Origin of the sequence: Aedoeadaptatus coxii (assembly GCF_001553115.1) — a bacterium.
Taxonomy (GTDB): domain Bacteria; phylum Bacillota; class Clostridia; order Tissierellales; family Peptoniphilaceae; genus Aedoeadaptatus; species Aedoeadaptatus coxii.
This window is the reverse complement of sequence record NZ_KQ960172.1, coordinates 124,551-145,695: the sequence shown is the minus strand read 5'-3', so window position 1 is coordinate 145,695 and position 21,145 is coordinate 124,551. Positions and strand designations below refer to the sequence as shown.

Here is a 21,145-nt window from a genome sequence, read left to right as displayed (position 1 = left end):
ACTTTGAAAAGAAGATATACAGCATTAATGCTGGCCCTGCTCATGCTGGCGCAAGTGATTGCGCCGGAAGTGGCTCGGGCGAAATCGGGTGAACCGACAAAGAAAACGACGGTTCAACTCGTAAAAATGGGTGCTTTAGATCCCAAAAGGTATCCTAAACTGGATAGTAAGGCGATCTTAGCAATTCAAAAACAAGCAAGAAACAATCAAAATAGATTTAGAACGGGGAGGAGCGGCTTCTTTTCAGTAGGAAGCCCCTACCTGCCCGGACAAAATCCGCCGAACGATGAAAAAGCGGCGGCTTACGGTAATTTACGTGTAGATTTTGTGGCTGAAGGCTTGAAAGACAATGGGATTATAAAACCCTTCCAATGGAATGAAATATTCGGCACAGATTCCAACGGCAATCCCGGAACGGCCAATATTTACTTCGTTCAAAGGGATGTCAAGACCAACAAAAAAATGGCCACCTTTAAATTAACCGTCGACAAGGCGGGGAAATACAGTTTAAATGATCTGTATGGAAAGCCTGCCAAGTTACCCTTGTACTCCAAGGCCCTAGAGCCTTACAAATACGATGTGGAGCTGGAAACAGGCGTATCGGAAAAAGTAACCCTACTGACCGTGGATTTATCAGAAACAGGGAGTGAAACTTCCTCCTACACTACGGACAGTGAAGGAAGACTTGTTGCCGACATTCCCCTTTATTTGAAAATAGGCCAAACAGCTTCAACGAAATTTATTTCTGAGTGGCACACAGGTGTGGCAAAAGATGGAAGACCACCGGTGAATGGCGAATTCAACAATAAAAGCGATGAGGGCCCAGGTTATTTTCCTTTCTCAAAAGATGATGGGGGATCCATCGTTATTCGAAATGATTTGGTCAACAACTCGGATTATCAAGATCCAGGCTATACGGAATATTCTCCTTTGTCTTTATTAAGTGTTCCCGAGGTAAAAGTTACTGAAGGAATAGAATTTGCAGATGAAAATGACACAGTAGGTACGCCGACTTATAATATAGACAAAACAAACAAAACGATCACGACCTTAGATAAAAAGCATAAGTTCAAGTATGACTTAACCTACGACGTCATTAACGGCGGGAAGCTCACCATGACGGAGATCTTGCCTGTGACATTCGACGCCAATGGCGGGAAGTTTGCGTCTATTACAGATCCGGCCGCAGAGCAAAAGGTCGTCAAGGAAGTGGAATACGATGGCACGTTAGCTGACAAGGCGGAAGAGCCCGCGAAGCCATTTGAAACTTTTAAAGGATGGTCATTAACCAAGGATGGAAAAGACCCCGTTAAAGACGACGTCTTTAAAAACATCAAAGAAGCCAAGACGCTCTACGCTATTTGGGACAACAATAAGATCCAAGCAGAGGAACTTAAGGTTAAAGAATCATTTAAAAACGGCACGGGTTATGTCAACGACTTTATTCCGACACTTGAAACCTTAAAAGGACAAGTGAAGATTATGGACGCTGATGGGAATCCGCAACCTCTGGCAAATGGCGACACCCTTGCCATCGTCGATGGTACAAATGAGTACACGACGGATGAAGCGGCAAAAGATTATCTTTACGGAAAATTACAAGAAAAAGATAATCCAAAAGATGAACCTACCAGAGTAGAAACTGTTAAGGCAAAAGTTACTCATGCAAATGGTACGAGCCAAACAGTGGACATTCCCATTAAGGTCATTAAAAACATTTACGAAGCTAAGACTGAAACAAAGCCACCCTTCTATGTACCGAAAGACTATGTAAAGGTCACCCTGGATCCCACCACCAAGGCACAAGATCCCCAAAAGACCTATTACTATGTCAACCCGAAGGCGCAAGTGGTTATTCCCGGTCAAGACCCAATGGGGAAAGACGACAACAAGTTTATTAAATGGACCATGAAGCTCGACGATGCGGCAGCGAATGTTAAGGGAGAAGACTACAAACTCACCGACAGACATCAATTTGCAAAAGCCTCCACCATCACGGCTCAATATTCCGCCGACGTTGTCCCTCAAGAAGGGGCAAACAAGCCTGACGGCGTGCCGGATAATTTTGTAAAGGTAACTTTCATACCGACAGATAACGGAACCATGGAAGGCGCCAAGATCTTCTGGGTTAATCCCAAAGTCGACGTCAAAATTCCCGTTAAGGATCCCAAAGGAAAAACCTACTACATCTTTAATGAATGGAAGATTGGAGCAAATGCAGAGGGAGCGGTTTATAAACCTGGCGAAGCCAAGAAATTCGAACAGGAAACCACTATTACCGCCACCTACACCGAAGGGGAAAAAATCATTCCCTTTAATCCTGAAGATGCCAATCCCATGGCTCGTCCTGAAGGTTATGTAAAAGTAACATTTAAAGCAGAAACGGGATTGAAATTTAAAGATTCCAAGGCATACTATGTTAAGAAAGATGCCGGAGTTACTTTAAAAACCATTAAGGACGATACAACAAAAGGCTATCCCGGTTATGACGTGGTGAAAGGCTACAAGTTCGACAATTGGGATCCTGCAGATACTACAGTGATCAAGGACAAAGACCTTGTCGTAACGGCAAAGGCCACCCCTCTTTCCGATGTTATGGAGAAAAAGGACGGCGAAACCAAGCCGGAAGGTTATGTAGAAGTCACCTTTGTTCCTACGGACAAGGCAGTAGACACGGCGACAAAAACCTTCTGGGTTAATCCTGAAAAAGAAGTCACCATTCCTGTTACCGACCCCAAGGGGACGACCTACTACACCTTTAAAGAATGGAAGCTTGGGGCAAATGCTGACGGCGATGTTTACAAACCGACTGTTGCTCAAAAATTTACAGCAGAAAAAACAACCATCACCGCCACCTATGACAAGGCAGAAGACATTATTGCCTACGACCCCAAAGATCCTAAGACTAAGCCCGAAGGCTATGTACGCGTCACTTTTGAAGCGGAAGAAGGCCTGACCCTATCCAATGTCAAGGCTTACTATGTCAAGAAGGGCGCCAAGATTACCTTAGGCAATCCAGCGCTTGTTAAGCCCACCACAGCAGCCAAGACGGGCTATGAATTTAAAGAGTGGGATAAGAAGGATGATTTGGTTCTTGGTACAGAGGATGTGGTTGTAAAGGCATTAGCCACGATCCTGCCCGACACGAAAGAGAAAAAGGATGGCGTACAAAAACCTACCGGCTATGTGGAAGTGAAGTTTGTCGCCGGGGAAAATGGGAAGTTGACTGAAAATAATGCAGATATTGCGGAAAAAGTTTATTACGTCAACCCAACCAAGTATGTCACCATCACTCCGCCGACAGCGAAGGGCAACACCGGTTATGAATTCGGCGCATGGGATAAAGATGCGAAGATTCCGACTCAATATAAAGATCCGGTGACTACTATCACCGCAAACTTTAACAAGTTGAAAGATGTCATCCCCAAAGTCAATGATCAAATTAAAAAACCGGACGGTTATGTAACGGTTAAGTTTGAGCTCGTAGGTGAGGGTGGAGCTCTAAGCGACACTAAACCCACAGTATATTTCGTTAATCCGAACAAAGAAGTGATTTTGACAGGTCCGTCGGTTCTCCCGGCAACAGGATATAAGTTTAACGACTGGGATCCGGAGTTAAATTGGACAAAATATACTAAAGATACTGTAATAAAAGGTAGCTTTACAAAGCTTGATGACATTATTCCAGAAAAAAAGGATGACGGCACGCCCAATGCCAAGCCCGACGGTTATATCACTGTCACTTTCGACAAGGGTGACCACGGTAAAGAAATCACGGGCCAAACGGTCTACTACGTTAATCCGAAGGCTGATCCTGCAAAGACCATAGGTGAAATTAAGAAGCCGACGGTCAAAGCAGAAACCGGTTGGAAACAAAAAGCCGGTGTAGATGCGTGGGATACAGCGGATTCAATGAAAATTTTGGGACCGGGATATGTTATCGTTAAGGCAAAATATGATCCAATCGACGATGCCGTGCCAAAAGATAAACCCCAAGGCGGAGAAAACACGAAACCTGACGGCTATATTACCGTAACCTTCGTAAAGGGTGATCACGGTTCCTTAGAGGGCACGACGGTTTACTACGTCAATCCCAATAAGTCTGTTGTGTTAAAGGATAAAGCACCGACAATCAAGCCCAACACCGGCTATAAATCTGCAGGATGGGACACAAGCATTGAACGAGCCATTCAATACAAGGATGGCGATAAGATTACCGCTCTTTACAATGAACCGGGTACTATTTCCAAAACGGAAGTCGCCGGTTATGTAAAAGTTGAATTTAAACCGGGTACCAATGGTGAATTAAAAGGTACAACGAAATACTGGATCAAGCCCGGTGTGGAAGTCAACGTCCCCGCGCCTGCGGTAAAACCCAATATCGGCTACAAGTTCGACAAATGGGATAAGTCTTTAACCGTTACGGCAAGCGCAGGTGACCCGACCTATGAAATTACGGCAATCTATGCCGAAGAAGACACCATCATTCCAAAAACCAAGGCCGACGATTCCGAAAAGCCCAAGGGCTATGTGACCGTCACCTTTACCACAGACGGAAACGGAAGCTTGGGAGGAACGACGACCTACTTCGTCAACCCCAACAAGGAAGCGGACTTTACCCAAACCGCCGAAAACATGACCAAAAAGCCAAATATTGGCTATACGGTAAAAGGCGGCACTTGGTCACCCACGAACTTCAAGAAAACTTTCACGGAAAACGAAGAATTTAAGTTTAGCTTTGTTAAATTAGAAAATGTCATTCCTGCTGTGGAAGGCGAAGCCAGACCGGAAGGCTATGTTACCGTGACCTTGATTCCTACAGACAAGGCGACAGATCAAACGAAAGCCAATAAGTCTTACTGGGTCAAGGCCAATACGGATATTTCCATTACAAGCAAACCCACCGGGAAGGAAGAAACCCTTAATGACATTAAGTACACCTATACCTTTAAAGGTTGGACGGTAACAAGAGGCACTATTGCATCTTGGGATAATGAAACCATTGCTGGCAAGTTTATCCAAGATACGGAAATTACCGCTCATTACAACACAAAGGTGGATCAAGGCATCATTGATGCCGCCCCGGTTCCGAAGAAAAATGCAGTTACGCCCGTTGGCGATGAACCAAAGCCCGAAGATTTGATTGTCAATCCATTCAATCCGAATGACCCGACCAATCCAAACAACTTGCCCAAGGATAGCAAGATTAGCTATGCGGATAATGGCGAACCATCCGTTAATAAAGACGGAACAGTAACCGCCAAGGTGAAAATCGAATATCCGGGTGGCAAGACGACGGTTATCGACGTTCCCGTTACAGTGGTGAACAATGTCGTTCCCCAAGTTGGTGGCGAAAATGGACAAAAACCATTGGTACCTGCAAACTACGTCAAGGTTACGGTAAACACAACAGACAAGGCTACGGACAACACCAAGTTCACGAAAGTATTCTGGGTGAAACCTGGTATGGAAGTTACTATTCCCGATATCCTAGATCCTACGGGTAAAGCGATAGATGAACAAGGTGTAACGAAAACCAATAAATTCAAACAATGGAAATTGGTAGGAAGTAATCCCGAAAAATTCTATGACCATGGATCTAACATTACGGATACTTTCACGGAAAAGGAATCTACGATTGTTGCAACCTATGAGCAAGACAAAAATGTAGAACCTAAAGCTCAAGACAATGTTGTTATTCCCAAGGATTCCAAACCGTCGCCGAAGGATTTCATCAAGAATCCTTACAACGACAATGATCCGAATAACAAAGATAACTTGCCGCCGGGAACGATATTTGAATTTGTTCCGGGCAAGGAACCTAACACGGCTAATCCGGGAGAAGGTACGACTACTATCAAGATAACCTATCCCAATGGCGAGAAGAGAACTGTTGATGTTCCCTATCGTGTCACCGAGAATATTGTGGAACAACCGGGCGATGACAAGCCGTCGACGGTGCCGGATAACTTTGTAAAAGTTACCATCGTGCCGACGGATAAGGCGAAGGATAAAAAGAATATTATTCTCTGGGTCAACCCCAATGAAGAATTAAGTCTTCCCTTGCCGACAGTTGAACCTATCGACGGTTGGTTGCATAACGGCTGGTCGATGACGGCTCCGCAAAAGGCAATTTTTGGAAATCTTCCGCGCTATTACAGAACGGATACTGTAATTGAAGCTAATTTCTCCAAGATTGAAAAGCCGAAGGAACCTGAACGTATCGTCGACACGCGTGTGGAAACGCGGGTGATTGAAGTTCCCGTTCGCGATCGCAATTATCGCAAGGAAGTTTGGTATATGTGCGGTTTCGGCGGCGATTTCCGTCCCCACGACGGTTTGAAGCGTTCGGAAGCTGCTCAAATTTTAGCCAATGCGCTGAGAGAAGACGGCTACAAATATGATCCCAATTATCCCATCGCCTATAAAGACGTGGGCAAGAATTGGTATGCCGAAGCGGTGCGCATTACGACGCAAGCCAATGTGTTTGTCGGTTATCCCGACGGGTATTTCCGCCCCGACGATAAGATTTCTACGGTCGAATGGATTGCGACGCTACGTCGTTTCCAACAAATTGCCAAGGAAGACGGCAATCACATGAATTTACGCACTGGTCACTGGGCGACGGGAGAAATTGAAGCCGCTTATAAAGCAGGCTGGCTCGGTATTTACCCCCAAGGTCTCGCTACATTTAAAGCGGACACTCCCATGCCTCGTGAAGAGGTTGCGGCTGTAAGTAACCGTGCGTTTAACCGTGTAATGGATCGGGATTATATTCGTCGCAACGATAAGAATATGACCCATTATCGCGACGTCAATCCCTCCATGTGGTCTTATGACGACATTCTTCTTGCAAGCAATACGTTTATGCACGATGGTCGATTCTTTAAGGCTCACGGCATTACGCAAGATAATGTGATCTTCAATGTGAACATTGACGGCCTGACCATTACCCAAGATCTTTTCCAACGTGTAAAACGTTAAGGAATGTTTCCAATACAAAAAGCTATGAGTGTGTTGCTCATAGCTTTTTGCTTTGTCATCTAAAAGGACCTGTGCATTTTGCCTTTATTGCTTGCACAGGTCTTTTGTTTTGTTGTTTTTAGTTTGTTTTCGTGTAGCACAGGGATTTTTTAAAGTAAATGCCTCCCAGCATGAATAGGACGACGAGGGAAAGGATGGCTTTGGATTGGCTGCCCAACAGGTGGGTCAGGGAGGAGACGAGGAAGGTGCCGATGACGGAGGCGCCTTTTCCGAAGATGTCGTAGATGCCGAAGTATTCGCCGCTTTGTTCGGCGGGGATGAGCCGCATAAAGTGGGAGCGGCTGATGGACTGGATGCCTCCCTGGAAGAGGCCGACGGCGATGGCGAGGATCCAAAATTCCGTAAGGTTATCCAACTGCACGGCGAATAGGGCGATGGCGGTGTAGGCTGCAATGCATATGGCGATGAGTTTTTGGCTCGCCATGCGATCTGAAAGTTTTGCAAAGATGAGGGACGCCGGGAAGGCGACGATTTGGGTGACCAAGAGGGCGAGGAGTAAGCCTTCGGATTTCAGCCCCAAGGATTCGCCGTATGCCGTGGCCATGTTGATGATGGTGTAGACGCCGTCGATGTAGAAGAAGAAGCTGACGAGGAAAAAGAAGAGGGCTTTGTCTCTGTAAATGTGAGCCAGTGTTTTTTTAATGCCTTTTATATCGACGCGATGTTCCCCGCGGTGGGTTTGTTCGTAGCTTTTTAATAGGGGCAATGTAAAGATAAACCACCACGCGCCGTTTAGTATAAAGACGACGGTCATGATGAAGGTCATGGAGATGCCGGCTTTCGGCAGGAGCATGATCATGGCGAGGGAGATGACGAAGGGGATACAGCTGCCGATGTAGCCCAGGGCAAATCCCGTAGCGGATACGCGATCGGCTCTATTGTGATCGGTGGTATCCACGAGCATGGCGTCGTAAAAGATGAGGGATATGTTGAAGCCTACTTTCGCCACGACGAAGGCTGCGAGAAAGATTTTCCACGATGTAAAGAAGGGAAAGAGGAGGGAGGCGCCGACGGCGAGGACGACGGAAAAGAGGAAGCTTTTTTTGCGTCCCACGGGGCCGTCTGCCAGTCTGCCGAGGAGGGGGCCTGAGGCGGAGGTTATAAGGGTGGAGATGGTCATGGCCATGCCCCAGTAGGCGAAGTATTCGGTGCCGGTGATGCCGCTGTCTTTTGTCAGGCTTTTAAAGTAAATGGGGAGTATGGTGGTGACCAAGAGGATAAAGGCGGAATTGCCCACGTCGTAGAGCATCCAATCCCGTTCTTTCGGGGTAAATGTTTTGAACATGAATTTCTCCTTATTGTCCGTTAAAGTTTAGTTGGAAAAAGGCGGGGTAGTCTTTTTCGTCGCCGTAGATTGCTTTTATGGCATCGTAGGCGATGGAATAGGCGCGCTCCATTCGCTCTTCCAGTGCCGGCGTGGTAATCTGTTCAGCTTCAACGAATCCGCGAGGGTTCATCAGCATGCCGCCGAAGGATTTGTCCAGGCCCATGTTACGAAGGAGTGCTTTTTTTATTTTATAATCTTTTTCGGAGTTTGTGTGGAAAAATCGCATGGCGATTCTAAAGGACGAAAGGGATCTGCGAATATCGTGGATGGAGATATTCCAATAGGGCGCGTAGATCGGGAGTATGTCGTCGGCGACGTATTTGGGATGGGGGATGGCTTCGGTTTCTAAAAATTCGCCGAAAGCGTAGCCCGCTTTTTCCAAGAGATACCGATCCATTTCACGCTCCATGGTAATGTGATCGATGGCAAGGTGCGGCTCGATTTCGTCGATGTAGGGGTGAAAGGCGATGTCCAGTGAAAAGTGGCAGAGGAAGCCTAAAAAGTAAGCCCATGTGGGGGAATCGACCGGTTTTTTATTTAGCCAGGGGCGATTTAACAGGAGCAGGCGTTGGAGGGGTCGCTCGTGAATGTAGCCGCCGAGTTTATGGTTTTTCGACGTCATGTGGTAGAAGAAAATATCCGGGCCCTGATTGCCGATGATAAAGTGTCGCGGGTATTTTTCGACGACGCGCCGGGCTTCTTCGGGTAATCGATTGATCATGTTGCGTGCAAAAAAATAGTGGGTTACGTTACTAGCCATAACAACTCCTTTATTCTTTGGTATACTGTAAGCGGAGGTACTGATGAAAAATTACGAAGATTTTATAAATGAATTGAGCGGCGATTATGTGGAAGACTTAAACGCCATTTCCGATGCCGTCCGCGATTTAACGGCGCAAGGGGAAAGTGAACTCGCCGATCAGCTTTTGAAATACGGACAGCAAATGATTGCCGAGCACCAAGGGCGCGACGACGACTTTAGAAGTGTGGAAGACAATAATGAGGATGTCGAGAAGTTTTATACCCTATTGGATGCAATTTTCGCCAAAGTTTTGGACGAAGATTTTGAAGGCGCCGATGGGTTTTTAAATCGCATGGAAGAGGAAGTGGGTTTTATTTCCGTTTCCTTAGATGCTTTGGAACAAGGGGAAATTTTCCGCTCTTTCCAATCCATGACGGAAGAAATTCTTTACCGTGTGGAAAATGTCGAGGAGCCTGTGCCGATTTTAGGGCCCGAAACGGAAATTTGGTTGAGTTTAAAGGGCGGCATGGCGTTGGAATTGAAACGCTATGACGATGCGATTTTTTATTTGGAAAAAGCCATTAAGGTGAACCCGATGTCCACCGCCAATCGCTTGAGCCTTTCTAAAGTGTATCGCATGAAGGAGGACATAGACAAGGCGAAAGCATATAATCGGGAGGCTTTTTTGTCGGCCTACCGCGCGGCGGATTTTTCTAATTGCTTCAGCAACGAGGGTTATTTCCTCTATAAGGAAAACAGACCTTCTCTCGCTCTATCCTGCAGTATGATCGCCAAGGAATATGACGATGAAAACGACGAAGCCGACGGCAATTTAATGATGATTGCCAGTCGCTTCCCCGATGTGGAGCCGGCGTCGAAAAAGACGTTTACGGATTATTTGAAGGAGCGCAAGATTACGGGCACGATAAGTCAGGAGCGCGCCACGACGCTTGAGCGTCTCGCGGAAAAGGCGGAGGACGAGGGCAATATGGAACTCGCCATGGATCTTTACATTAATTTGGAAGCTCTTTTCCACGACGACAAGTATCACGGGAAGTTACATGAAATCGCCCATAAGATGAGCGGCGAGGACGATCACGGCCACGATTGCGGTTGCGGCCATCGTCACGATCATCACGATCACGATTGCGGATGTGGCGAACATCATCATGACCATCCTCACGACCATGGATGCGATTGTGACGACGACGGGTGTTCTTGTTAGATGCAGACAGATTTATTGGGATTTAGTTCTGTTAAAATTAAAAAGGGGGAAGGCGTGTGCCTTCCCTCTTTTCGTTGCATTAGTTTCCGTATTTTTCTTTAATGTATTGGTCGATGCCTTCGGCGGCTTTTTTTCCTGCGCCCATGGCGAGGATAACGGTAGCGGCGCCTGTAACGGCGTCGCCGCCGGCGAAGACGTCTTCAACCGAGCTTTGGCCGTCTTCTGTAATGACGATGCCTTGCTTGCGGTTCGTTTCAATATCGGGATTGGTGGAGGTAATCAGGGGATTGGGATTGGTTCCAAGGGCCATGATGACCGTATCCACTTCCACTTCGTAAGTTTTGCCTTCGATGGGGACCGGGCGACGGCGTCCCGATTCGTCGGGTTCGCCAAGTTCCATTTGTTGAAGCAACATACTCTTAACCCAGCCTTCTTCGTCGGCGTGAATTTCGATGGGGTTGGTTAAGAAATGGAATTCGATGCCTTCTTCTTTGGCGTGGTGCACTTCTTCCGCACGGGCGGGAAGTTCCGTTTCCGTACGACGGTAGACGACGGTAACGTGTGCGCCTAATCGCTTGGCGACGCGGGCGGCGTCCATGGCCACGTTGCCGCCGCCGATGACGGCTGTGCGTCTGCCGGCAATAATGGGCGTGTCGTAGCCTGCTTCGTAGGCGTGCATTAAGTTGGTGCGAGTTAAAAATTCGTTGGCGGAGAAGACGCCGTTATAGTTTTCGCCGGGAATGTTCATAAAGCGGGGAAGACCGGCGCCGGTTCCGAGGAAAATCGCCTCGTAGCCTTCGCCACGAATGCCGTCTAAACTCATGGTACGGCCGACGATGGTGTTGGTTTCAAATTTGACGCCGAGGTCTTTCAGTTTTTCCACTTCGCTCGCCACCACTTCGTCGGGAAGGCGGAATTCGGGAATGCCGTAAACCAATACGCCGCCCGCTTGTTGAAGGGATTCAAAGACGGTAACGTCGTATCCTTTTTTCACGAGCTCGCCGGCGACGGTAATGCCGGCGGGGCCTGCGCCGACGACGGCAACTTTATGGCCGTTGGGGGCTTCCACTTCCATGGTTTGTATGTTGTTGTCCCGCGCGTAATCGGCGGCGTAGCGTTCCAGTTTGCCGATGCTCACGGAATCGCCTTTATTATTTAAGACGCAGTATTTTTCGCATTGGCTTTCTTGGGGGCAGACGCGGCCGCAGACGGCGGGGAGTGCCGTGTGTTTGGATAGTTCTTTTGCCGCGCCTTCGGGATCGTCGTTTGCGATGTGGTGAATGAAGGCGGGGATATCGACGGATACGGGGCAGCCCGTGCGGCACATGGGCTTTTTGCAATTTAAGCAGCGTTTCGCTTCGGCCACGGCTTCTTCGTGATTGTAGCCGTAGCAGACTTCTTCGAAGTTTTTATTCCGTTGGTTGGGATCCTGTTCTCTTACAGGAATTCTCGTAAAGCGATCCATTATGCATCCCTCCCGGTGTCTTGGCCTTTATTTTTTTCGACATTGACGTATTGACGTTGACGTTTCATGGCGAGATCGAAGTCTACTTTGTGGCCGTCGAATTCGGGGCCGTGAACGCAGGCGAATTTCGTTTCGCCGTCGATGCTCACGCGGCAGGCGCCACACATGCCCGTGCCGTCGACCATAATGGGGTTGAGGGATACGATGGTGTGGAGATCGTATTTTTTCGTGGTGAGGCAGACGAATTTCATCATGATCATGGGGCCGATGGCGACGCAGGTGTCGTATTCTTTGCCCTCGTTTTCTATAAGGTCTTCGATTTTTTTGGTGACCATGCCGTCGAACCCGTAAGATCCGTCGTCTGTGCAGACGTAAAGATCGCAATTGAGTTCCTTGAAGTTTTCTTCGTAAATAACGGCCTCTTTGTTTTTAAATCCGATAATGACATCGCAGTGAACGCCACGTTCACTTAAGTAACGTACCTGGGGATAGACAGGTGCTGCGCCGATGCCGCCGCCGACGAAAAGGAATTTCTTTTTTTTCAGTTCGTCGTCGCTCAGTTCCGTGAAATCCGAGGGAACGCCGAGGGGGCCGACGAAATCTTTTAAATTGTCGCCTTTATTTTTAGCGGAAAGTTTTTTAGTCGAGGGGCCCGATGCCTGCACGACGAGATCCACCCAACCGACTTCACGATCGAAGTTGGCAATGGTTAGGGGCACGCGTTCGGCGTGTTCATCGGCGATGACGATGACGAATTGGCCCGGTTGAGCGGCTTTTGCCACTCGGGGCGCTTCCACGCGCACTAAAAATACATTGGGCGCGAGATTCTTTTTTTCCAAGATTTTAAACATAATTTCCTCCCATGCATACTCTGTGAATCTATTATAATAGATCATAGTTTGAATATCCACGTTCCAAGGGATGGATATCTTTTTACCAAGCCTTGAAGCCTGGTCAGATTTAGCGTAAACTGTGATACATTAATAAAGTAAATTGGAGGAGGGACTATGAACTATTATTCGACACGCAACAAGGACGAAAGGGTAAGGGCGAAAGAGGCGATTTTCCGCGGCCCTGCAGACGACGGCGGCCTTTACGTGCCTGAAACGATTCCCGCATTTCCCTATGAGGATTTTTTGAACGCCAAATATGAAGAACTTGCCGCGGCGGTCTTAAATGTTTTTTTCGACGATTTCGATCCCGCTTATTTGAAAGAGAGTGCGAAAAAAGCGTACGCTTCTTTTAAAGCGGAAGGGGCTGTAGGTTATCATGATCTCGACGGCATCACCGTGGCGGAACTTTTCCACGGGCCCACGGCGGCCTTTAAAGATTTCGCCCTTCAAATGCTCCCGTACTTAATGGCGGATTCCGCCGACGGCCGTCGCGTACGTATTTTAACCGCCACCAGCGGCGACACGGGGAAGGCCGCCCTCGCCGGGTTCCAAGACGTGGAGAACACGGATATTTTCGTCTTTTACCCTGCAGATGGCGTGAGCACCATGCAAAAGCTTCAAATGACGACCCAGGAAGGGAATAATGTGCACGTCTTCGGTATTCGCGGCAATTTCGACGACGCTCAGCGCACGGTGAAATCGCTCTTCCGCGATGAAGGGCTTCGGGAAGAGGGAAGGGCATCGGGCATCGAGTTTTCTTCCGCCAACTCCATTAATATCGGGCGATTAGTTCCTCAAGTAGTTTATTATATTTACTCTTATCTCGAACTTGTGCGGCGTAACACGATCGCCATGGGGGATAAGGTGGACGTTTGCGTGCCTACAGGTAATTTCGGCAATATTTTAGCGGCAATGTATGCCAAGCGCATGGGCGTTCCCTTTGGCGATTTTATTTGCGCATCCAATAAAAACCACGTGCTCACGGATTTCATTCAAACCGGGGTTTACGACACTCACCGGGATTTCTACAAAACCACATCCCCTTCCATGGATATTTTAGTGGCGAGCAATATTGAGCGTTTCCTGCAATTGATTCTTAAAAATAACGACAAGATTCGCGAAAAAATGGAATCTCTTCAAGAAACGGGGCGCTTCGAGATTTCCGAAGACCTTATTCGCCGCGCCAAACTCGTAGGTTACTGGTCTACCGATGATGAAGGGGAAGCGCGCATTAAAGAGGTATTCGACGCTACGGGGTATTTAATGGATCCCCATACGGCGGTGGCATACGACGGTATTAAAAAACACGGATCGAACCGTCACGTGCTTTTAATGGCGACGGCAAGCCCCTATAAATTCCCGGAAACTGTGGCGGATGCTCTTTCTTTGGAAAAGGCAGGAGACGAAAAAGAATTGCTTCAATCTATTGAGGAGACATCCCACATGGCCATTCCCGAGGAATTGCTCGAGGTTTTCGAAAAGCCAGTACGTTTTGAAAATGCCATCGACATTGAGGACATGGCGAGAGTTGTAAGGGAGGGATTTGATGATTAAAGTACGTGTACCTGCTACGACGGCCAATATGGGCCCCGGCTTCGACGTTATCGGCATGGCGCTTGATTTATACAACACTTTTACTTTTTCCATGGACGGCGACAATGTGGATCGCGGCTCCATGATTTACGAGGCGGCGAAAGTGGTCTTCGATCGCGCCGGAGAATCCATGGAAAAGTTTAATTACAGCGTGGAGGCGGACATTCCCATTGCCCGCGGTTTGGGAAGCAGTGCCACCTGTATCGTCGGCGGTATGCTCGGCGCCAATGCCCTTTTAGGCGAACCTTTCAGCAAAGAAGAGATTTTAAAAATGGCGTCGGATTTTGAAGGCCATCCGGACAATATTGCCCCCGCTCTTTTAGGTGGCTGTGTCATCAGCATCGGCACGGAGGACGAGGTGCTTTACCGCAAAATGGCGGGCAGCCGCGCCATTTCCACCATCGCCGCCTTTCCGGATTTCGATCTCTCCACCGCCGAAGCCCGCGCCGTTTTGCCGAAAGCCTTAACCTATCCCGACGGCGTCGCCAACATCGGCCGCATGGCTTTTCTCGTACATGGTTTGGAAACCGGCGATGTGGAATCTATTTTCCTCGGTTTGGAAGATCGCATTCACGAGCCCTATCGCTCGGAATTAATTGCAGGCTACAATACTATGAAAACCATTGAAGAAGTTTATCCCGGAAAAATGGTCATTAGCGGCGCCGGCCCTACGCTCCTATTCGTTACCGAACACGGAGACAATTTAGAAGAAATTAAGGTTGCATGGGAAAAAATTTCAGATCCACTGGATGCCACATGGGATATTCGCATTTTACACACCACCGATGAAGGTGCGGAAGTGATGAAGGCTTAAGTAAAGGAACTCGAAAGGGTTCCTTTTTTGTTGCTTTGTTACGAATGTATAAAGTTTCAAAAAGCAGGGTCTAAATAATTTTCAGTCGTGTTAAAATAATAAGATACATAAATTGAAATGACAATCATAGGTGAGCCGTTCTACGGCATTAGAAGGATCGTTTATGAAAAAATCGAATAAAATTTTAAAACGGGATATCAACAGATTGGGCCGTAATATGGCCGCCATCCTGGTTATTATAGGTATTTGCCTTCTGCCATCTTTGTACGCCTGGTTTAATATCGGCGCCAACAAAAATCCATACGGGAATTTACAAGGGGTCAAAATCGCTGTGACGAATTTAGATCGCCCGACAACATTCGACGGACGAGACATTTTTGTAGGCGATGACATTATAAAAAATTTAAAGCAGAACGATCAGCTAGGTTGGACTTTTGTGGATCAAAGAGAAGCTATGGATGGCTTAAAGCGGGGCGACTTTTATGCCGCCATCTTCATTCCCGAAGACTTTTCCGAATCTTTCGTCTCTATAATGAAGGGCGAGGAGATTCGCTTTCCGAAGCTCGATTATTACGTCAATGAAAAGCTGAACGCCATCGCCCCAAAGATTACTTCCAGCGGTTTGGACGCTTTGGAAACGCAGATCAACAGCAAGTTTGTGGCCATGACATCGGAGGTTTTGGCCGAGGAATTAAAAAAAGGCTCCGGCGAATTTGTGGAGATTGAAGGGGAGAAGAGACAAGACGCCCTGAATTCTTTAATGAATGTGGAGAGCAATCTGCTATCCTATCACGAAAATTTAAAGACTATGGACGACAAACTGGTGCGCATGGAGGGGCTGATGAAAGATGTGCGCCGGCAGGTGGTCTCCATGAAAGGGGTTGTAAAAAAAGGTCAGCTGACCCTCGCCGACTCCAAGGCTCTTCTCGACGAGACCCGGCGAGAGAGTGAAAAAATCATTCGCGCCTACGACGATTTAATGAACGATATGGAGCGAATGAATGTACTGGCGGGAAATTACTCCGGGAAGAAATACCAATCTCTGGATAAAGACTTAAGCCTGGCGGGGCGGGAAAGTGATGCGGCCCTCCGTGGATTTCAGCGCGTCAACACATTGAGCGGCGAGATTTTAAGAGAGTTTGAATCCATCGATCCCATTCCCGATGAGATGAAGCCTTTAAACCTCTCGGGTCAGTGGCGAAATATTCACGATCGCAACGGTAAAATCCTCTCCACTCTCGAGTCGCAACGTAAGACGGTCGAAAATTCATTAAATGCTTTGGAGAAAAGCTACGATCAAATGAGCGATCTCCTAGACGAATCGTCGAAGAATCACCGGCAGACGCGGGATGAATTTCGCACTGCCGTGCCGCCTATGCTTATGCAGAATATGGATTTATTAAATCAGGTACACGGCCGCTTTTCGTCCACACTTTCCACCATGCCCTTGCTCCTCGACGAGTTCGACAAGGTATTGGGAGAGATGGACTCTTTAATCGACGACTCTCGGAAGACCATCGACACGAGCCTTACCAGCTTGGAACGGGCGGAAAATACCGTGGAAACTCTTCGCGTCGATCTTTCCCAATTAGCCCGGGGCCCTCTTTATAAAAAAATAGAGGAGATCCCGGCTATGGATTCCGAAAAGTTTTCGGCCTTTATGGGCGAGCCCGTACACATGGAGGAACACGCCATTTATAAGAGCGACAATTACGGAAGTGCCATGACGCCGTTTTTCACTAATCTCGCTCTTTGGGTCGGCGGCATGATTTTAATTTCCATTTTAAAAATCGACGTGGATCGAGACGAGGACATTCCCGAATTCACCTTTGCAGAAGGCTATATGGGACGCTTTAAACTTTTCGTCCTATTGGGCCTCGTGCAGGCTTTTATCGTAAGTGTGGGGGATCTCGCGATCTTAAAAGTGCAGTGCGAAAACCCTGTACTTTTCGTGGCGACGGCTCTCCTTTCATCCCTCGCCTATGTATCTATTATTTTTTCTCTGACGGGGACTTTTAGAAACATCGGCAAGGCCATAGCGGTTATCGTCTTGATCTTGCAAATTCCCGGTGCATCGGGGACCTATCCCATCGAAATGATGGCGCCCTTTTTCCAATCCATTTATCCCTTCTTGCCGTTTCACTACGGAATCGACGGTTTGCGGGAAACTATGATGGGGATCTATTGGCCTCATTTTGCGAAGGATTGGTTGATTTTAATCAGTTACATCCCCTTGTCCTTTTTGCTGGGCCTATACGGACCGAAAATACTGAGCAGCTTGAGCCGTACCTTCGACGGGCGATTGGCGGAGAGTGAATTAATTCACGCCGATTATCCCCACGACGAGGAACCGACTGACGGAGATCTGGTAGTGACAATTCTTCGAGGAGATGAGGCTATGCTTTCGAAGATTCGTTACAAACAGGAGCATTTCTTTGAAACCTATAAAAAACGAAAATATTATGCTTTCGTGGCACTCTTTGTTATACCCTCCATCTGTTTGATTTTGTTATTTAATATGGAGACGAAGATTCGCTATTTGGTCACGTGGGTAATATCCATTATTGCCTTCGCCACTTACCTTATTTGGCTCGAGCTCCGCTACGATCGCTACGAAAACGAGAGAAAGCTCATGAACCTTTCCGAAGAGGAACTGCTGAATCATATTAGAAGGAACGATCATGAAAATGATTTGGAATCACGTTAAAGAAGATTTTTCCAGGATCAAATCCAACAGTATTGTGTTGGTGGTTATTCTGGGAATCAGTTTAATTCCCTGCCTTTACGCCTGGTTCAATATCGCCGCCTCATGGGATCCTTACGAGGAAACGAAGGGGATTCGCATCGCTGTCGTAAATGACGACGAGGGCTACACCCCTTCTTTAATTAAAGCCCACATCACTATCGGCGATAAAATTAAATTAAACCTCGGCGTCAACGAACAAATGGACTGGATCTTTACGGATCGGGACGATGCCATAGAGGGGGTGAGGAGCGGAAAGTATTACGCTGCCATCGTCATTCCGCCGGATTTCAGCGAAAAGATGTTTTCGTTCACCACATCCGAAGCGGAAGCACCCTCACTTCACTATTATGTCAATGAAAAGAAAAATGCCATCGCTCCGAAGGTAACGGGGAAGGGCGCCGGCGCCGTAACGGAAACGGTGCGGAATGCCTTTACCGAGACTTTATACGCCACATCCTTCGAAAGCCTTATGGCTCTGTCCGACGAGACGAAAAGTGTAGGTGGCGAGGAAATGTGGCAAGCCCTTCAGGAGCAGCTGAAGAAAAGTTCCGATGCCTTGGCCGTGCAGGAATCGACTCTCCGTTCCTTCCAAAGCTTGGCTCGCTCATCGGGAGATGTACTGAAAACCGGCGAAGGCTTTATGGATCTTTCGGCGCAGACGGTAAAAGACGGCATGAGCAATATGGAGGCAAACAAAAAAGATCTTCAGACTATGGGCAGTTCCTTGGAGTCTTTAAACCGCATCGCGGAAAAAGCTCTGGATAAGAATCTGAACTATATGAACGCATTGAGTGGAAACGTGGAGGAGCTCTTTAGTGAAGGAGAAAAGAGTAGGGAGGCGACGCGAGCAAACGGGGAGGCTATGGTTGCCGCTCTGGAAAAGGATATAACGGATAAAAAAGAGATCGGGGAAAAAATCGACCGATTAAATAAAAAGCTCCCCATTCCTCTCAGAGGGCTCGAAAGGGCAGAGGATAAGATCCTCCAAAGCGTAGAATATGAAGAAATAATGGTAAGTTCTCTGAAACGCGTCGTCGCAAAAGACGAAAGATCCGACGGGAGAGTTCGGGAAGCTCGCAGAGAATTTATGGAGTATCGAGACAAGAATGTGGCCAATTTAAAATCACTTCGTCGCGATTTTTCCCGGAATATTCTCGCCCGTTTCGACGTGGTGGAAAGGGATTTTGATTCCGTTCGCGGCTCCATGGGCGATCTTTGGGGCGATGCAGAGGGTTCTGTGAATTCGGTGCGAGCCCTTTCCGCTGACATACAAAAAGATCTCGGAAAGCTTTCCGCCGCCATGGACGAGTCCATCGCCCTTTTAAACGGCGCCAAGGGACGAGTAGATGATCTATACAATCGCACGGTGGCCCTCGAACATTCAGATGGCGTAGAAAAATTAAATCTTTTCTTAAAACAGGATACGAAAGATTTGAGCCGCTTCCTCTCCGGACCCGTGGGTACCAATACCCATCGCCTCTACCCGGTGGAAAATTACGGCTCCGCCATGGCGGCTTTTTATACCACTCTTTCCCTTTGGGTCGGGGCGGTCATACAAGTGGCGCTTATAAATGTGTCGACGCCGAAATCTTATATCGAAAAATACGGCGAATTTAAGCCCCATGAAACCTATTTCGGAAGGCTAGCTTTGTTTATCGCCATTTCCTTGGTTCAGAGCACCTTCATCACCCTCGGGAATTTATATTTTCTCGGCGTGCAATGTCTCCATCCGGGATATTTTCTCCTGGCTTCATGGGTCGCAGGAATGGTCTTTACGATCCTGATCTACACCTTGACCATTTCCTTCGGCGATATCGGCAAGGCGATTTGCGTCGTGCTCATGGTCATCCAGGTGGCGGGATCCGGCGGGACTTTTCCCATCGACGTGGCCCCCTCTTTCTTCAGAAATCTCTACGTCTATTTGCCCTTCGTTCACAGTATGAACGCCATGAAGGAAACTATTGCCGGATTTTACGGCAATATCTACTTCAAAGAGCTTATGATCCTGCAAGTATATGTTGCGGCGTCTCTTTTGCTGGGGCTCGTCCTTCGAAAGCCCTTAATGCATTTAAACGAAGTTTTCGAAGAAAAATTGGAAGATACGAAATTAATGTAACAAAAAAGCCTTCCGCCGGAAAACCGGTGGAGGGCTTCTTTTATTTCCCTTCGGCGATGTTTTTTTGAATGCGGTAGAGGAATGATTCCATGACGCGGGCCATGCGTTCGTGGGACACATTGGCCTGTATGCGATAGAGGTTTCCCGTGCCGTCTAAATCGCCGGTATTGATTTCGTCGAGGATTTGTTTTAAATCCACATTGACATCGGCGCTTCGAATGACGTGAATTTGTGCGTCGCTGCCGTTGGGTATGCCGTAAATTTGTACGGTCTTAGGTTTTTTCTGAATGGATTCCGTAAGGTGTTTAAAGTTTTTAAAATTAATGTTTTCCAGGGTCAGGTAAATATAGCCTACGCCGTCGACTAATCGTCGTCTCGCCATAAATTCCTGAACTTGTTCCAAGCCAAGTTGCGCTTCCAGAGAGTCGATGGCTTTTTTCTGATCGTCGATTTTTCCCTGAAGTTTTTTAACGCCTTGCCAAATTTCTTTCGTCGTGTGAACGTTTAAATACATGGAGAGATTTTTCGTAAGGTAGCGATGGCTGCGGTAATCGTCCAGCGCCGCTTTTCCCGTGACGAAATTTAATTTAAGGCCATCTTCTGTTTTTTCGACGGATTTCACGGCGAAAAGTGCCAGTTCTCCCGTTTGTTTCAGGACGGGGCCGTAACTTTTTCTTTCGCCGACGGTGGCGATGTCCACGGATTTCAAATGGTCTTGAATCGGTAAATTAGATTCGATAAGATGATTTACAAAGTTCTCTATTTTTTCGAGAGCCATGAAGCCGATATCGTCGGTGTCCACGAGGACGAAACATTCTTCCGCCGTTTCAGCGTCGAGGATTTTGCAGTGGATTAATTTTTCCACGGCGGCGATAAGTAAAATGCGGGCGATGTTATTCTGCATATGTTGCAGACGACGAGGCCAGTCGATGGAAAGTTCCTTTTCCTCTCCGCTGTCGGCGCTTTCCGCTTTGCATTGAATGTGGCCGTCGTCGGTGACGGTGTATTCGACCGGTTGCTTATTTATGAAAAGGGCATCTCCCACGGAATATTTTTCGATGGGTGGCGCCACAATACTATCGTCTAATAAAAAATAATGGTAGCCTTTGCTTTTTACGGTGTCGGGAACGGTAATGTTCATCGTCTTGCGATAGGGTTCCGATAAATATAGGGCCATAAA

General features: G+C 47.5%; 11 protein-coding genes. 6 read left to right on the top strand and 5 right to left on the bottom strand.

The window, feature by feature from the left end; all coding sequences use genetic code 11:
- Positions 1-3: 3 nt before the first annotated feature.
- The gene (locus tag HMPREF1863_RS03410; protein ID WP_157065072.1) at positions 4-6,984 is read left to right on the top strand and encodes an S-layer homology domain-containing protein; all 6,981 of its coding nucleotides are present in this window, start codon (positions 4-6) and stop codon (positions 6,982-6,984) included.
- 118 nt (positions 6,985-7,102) lie between these two features.
- Here HMPREF1863_RS03410 and HMPREF1863_RS03405 read toward each other — a convergent pair whose 3' ends face one another.
- On the bottom strand, positions 7,103-8,329 hold the full coding sequence (locus tag HMPREF1863_RS03405) for an MFS transporter (protein ID WP_068367374.1): 1,227 nt from the start codon (positions 8,327-8,329) through the stop codon (positions 7,103-7,105).
- A 10-nt stretch (positions 8,330-8,339) separates the two neighbouring features.
- Positions 8,340-9,131, bottom strand: a complete 792-nt coding sequence (locus HMPREF1863_RS03400) for a zinc dependent phospholipase C family protein (protein WP_068367372.1) — start codon at positions 9,129-9,131, stop codon at positions 8,340-8,342.
- Between the two features lie 43 nt (positions 9,132-9,174).
- Here HMPREF1863_RS03400 and HMPREF1863_RS09220 point away from each other — a divergent pair, with 43 nt between their 5' ends.
- Positions 9,175-10,338: a tetratricopeptide repeat protein gene (locus HMPREF1863_RS09220; protein WP_068367371.1), complete on the top strand. Its 1,164-nt coding sequence runs from the start codon at positions 9,175-9,177 to the stop codon at positions 10,336-10,338.
- Between the two features lie 79 nt (positions 10,339-10,417).
- Here the strand turns inward: HMPREF1863_RS09220 and gltA are convergent, their stop codons facing one another.
- Positions 10,418-11,803 (bottom strand): NADPH-dependent glutamate synthase, encoded by a 1,386-nt coding sequence (gltA, locus tag HMPREF1863_RS09315; protein ID WP_083508499.1) that lies wholly within the window; start codon positions 11,801-11,803, stop codon positions 10,418-10,420.
- Positions 11,803-12,654, bottom strand: a complete 852-nt coding sequence (locus HMPREF1863_RS09310) for a sulfide/dihydroorotate dehydrogenase-like FAD/NAD-binding protein (protein ID WP_083508498.1) — start codon at positions 12,652-12,654, stop codon at positions 11,803-11,805. The genes gltA and HMPREF1863_RS09310 overlap by 1 nt, the downstream gene beginning before the upstream one ends.
- 156 nt (positions 12,655-12,810) lie before the next feature.
- On the opposite strand from HMPREF1863_RS09310, the gene thrC reads away from it, so the two are divergent.
- From thrC to HMPREF1863_RS03370, 4 genes are all read left to right on the top strand, one after another.
- Complete coding sequence (gene thrC, locus HMPREF1863_RS03385; RefSeq protein ID WP_068367369.1) at positions 12,811-14,250, top strand: threonine synthase; 1,440 nt, start codon at positions 12,811-12,813, stop codon at positions 14,248-14,250.
- Positions 14,243-15,103 (top strand): homoserine kinase, encoded by an 861-nt coding sequence (gene thrB, locus HMPREF1863_RS03380; RefSeq protein ID WP_068367367.1) that lies wholly within the window; start codon positions 14,243-14,245, stop codon positions 15,101-15,103. The genes thrC and thrB overlap by 8 nt, the downstream gene beginning before the upstream one ends.
- A 163-nt stretch (positions 15,104-15,266) precedes the next feature.
- Positions 15,267-17,810, top strand: a complete 2,544-nt coding sequence (locus HMPREF1863_RS03375; RefSeq protein ID WP_068367365.1) for a YhgE/Pip domain-containing protein — start codon at positions 15,267-15,269, stop codon at positions 17,808-17,810.
- On the top strand, positions 17,785-19,965 hold the full coding sequence (locus tag HMPREF1863_RS03370; protein WP_068367363.1) for a YhgE/Pip domain-containing protein: 2,181 nt from the start codon (positions 17,785-17,787) through the stop codon (positions 19,963-19,965). Before HMPREF1863_RS03375 ends, HMPREF1863_RS03370 begins: the two co-directional genes overlap by 26 nt.
- Before the next feature lie 40 nt (positions 19,966-20,005).
- Here the strand turns inward: HMPREF1863_RS03370 and HMPREF1863_RS03365 are convergent, their stop codons facing one another.
- Positions 20,006-21,142 (bottom strand): alanyl-tRNA editing protein, encoded by a 1,137-nt coding sequence (locus HMPREF1863_RS03365; protein WP_068367361.1) that lies wholly within the window; start codon positions 21,140-21,142, stop codon positions 20,006-20,008.
- Between the last annotated feature and the right edge of the window lie 3 nt (positions 21,143-21,145).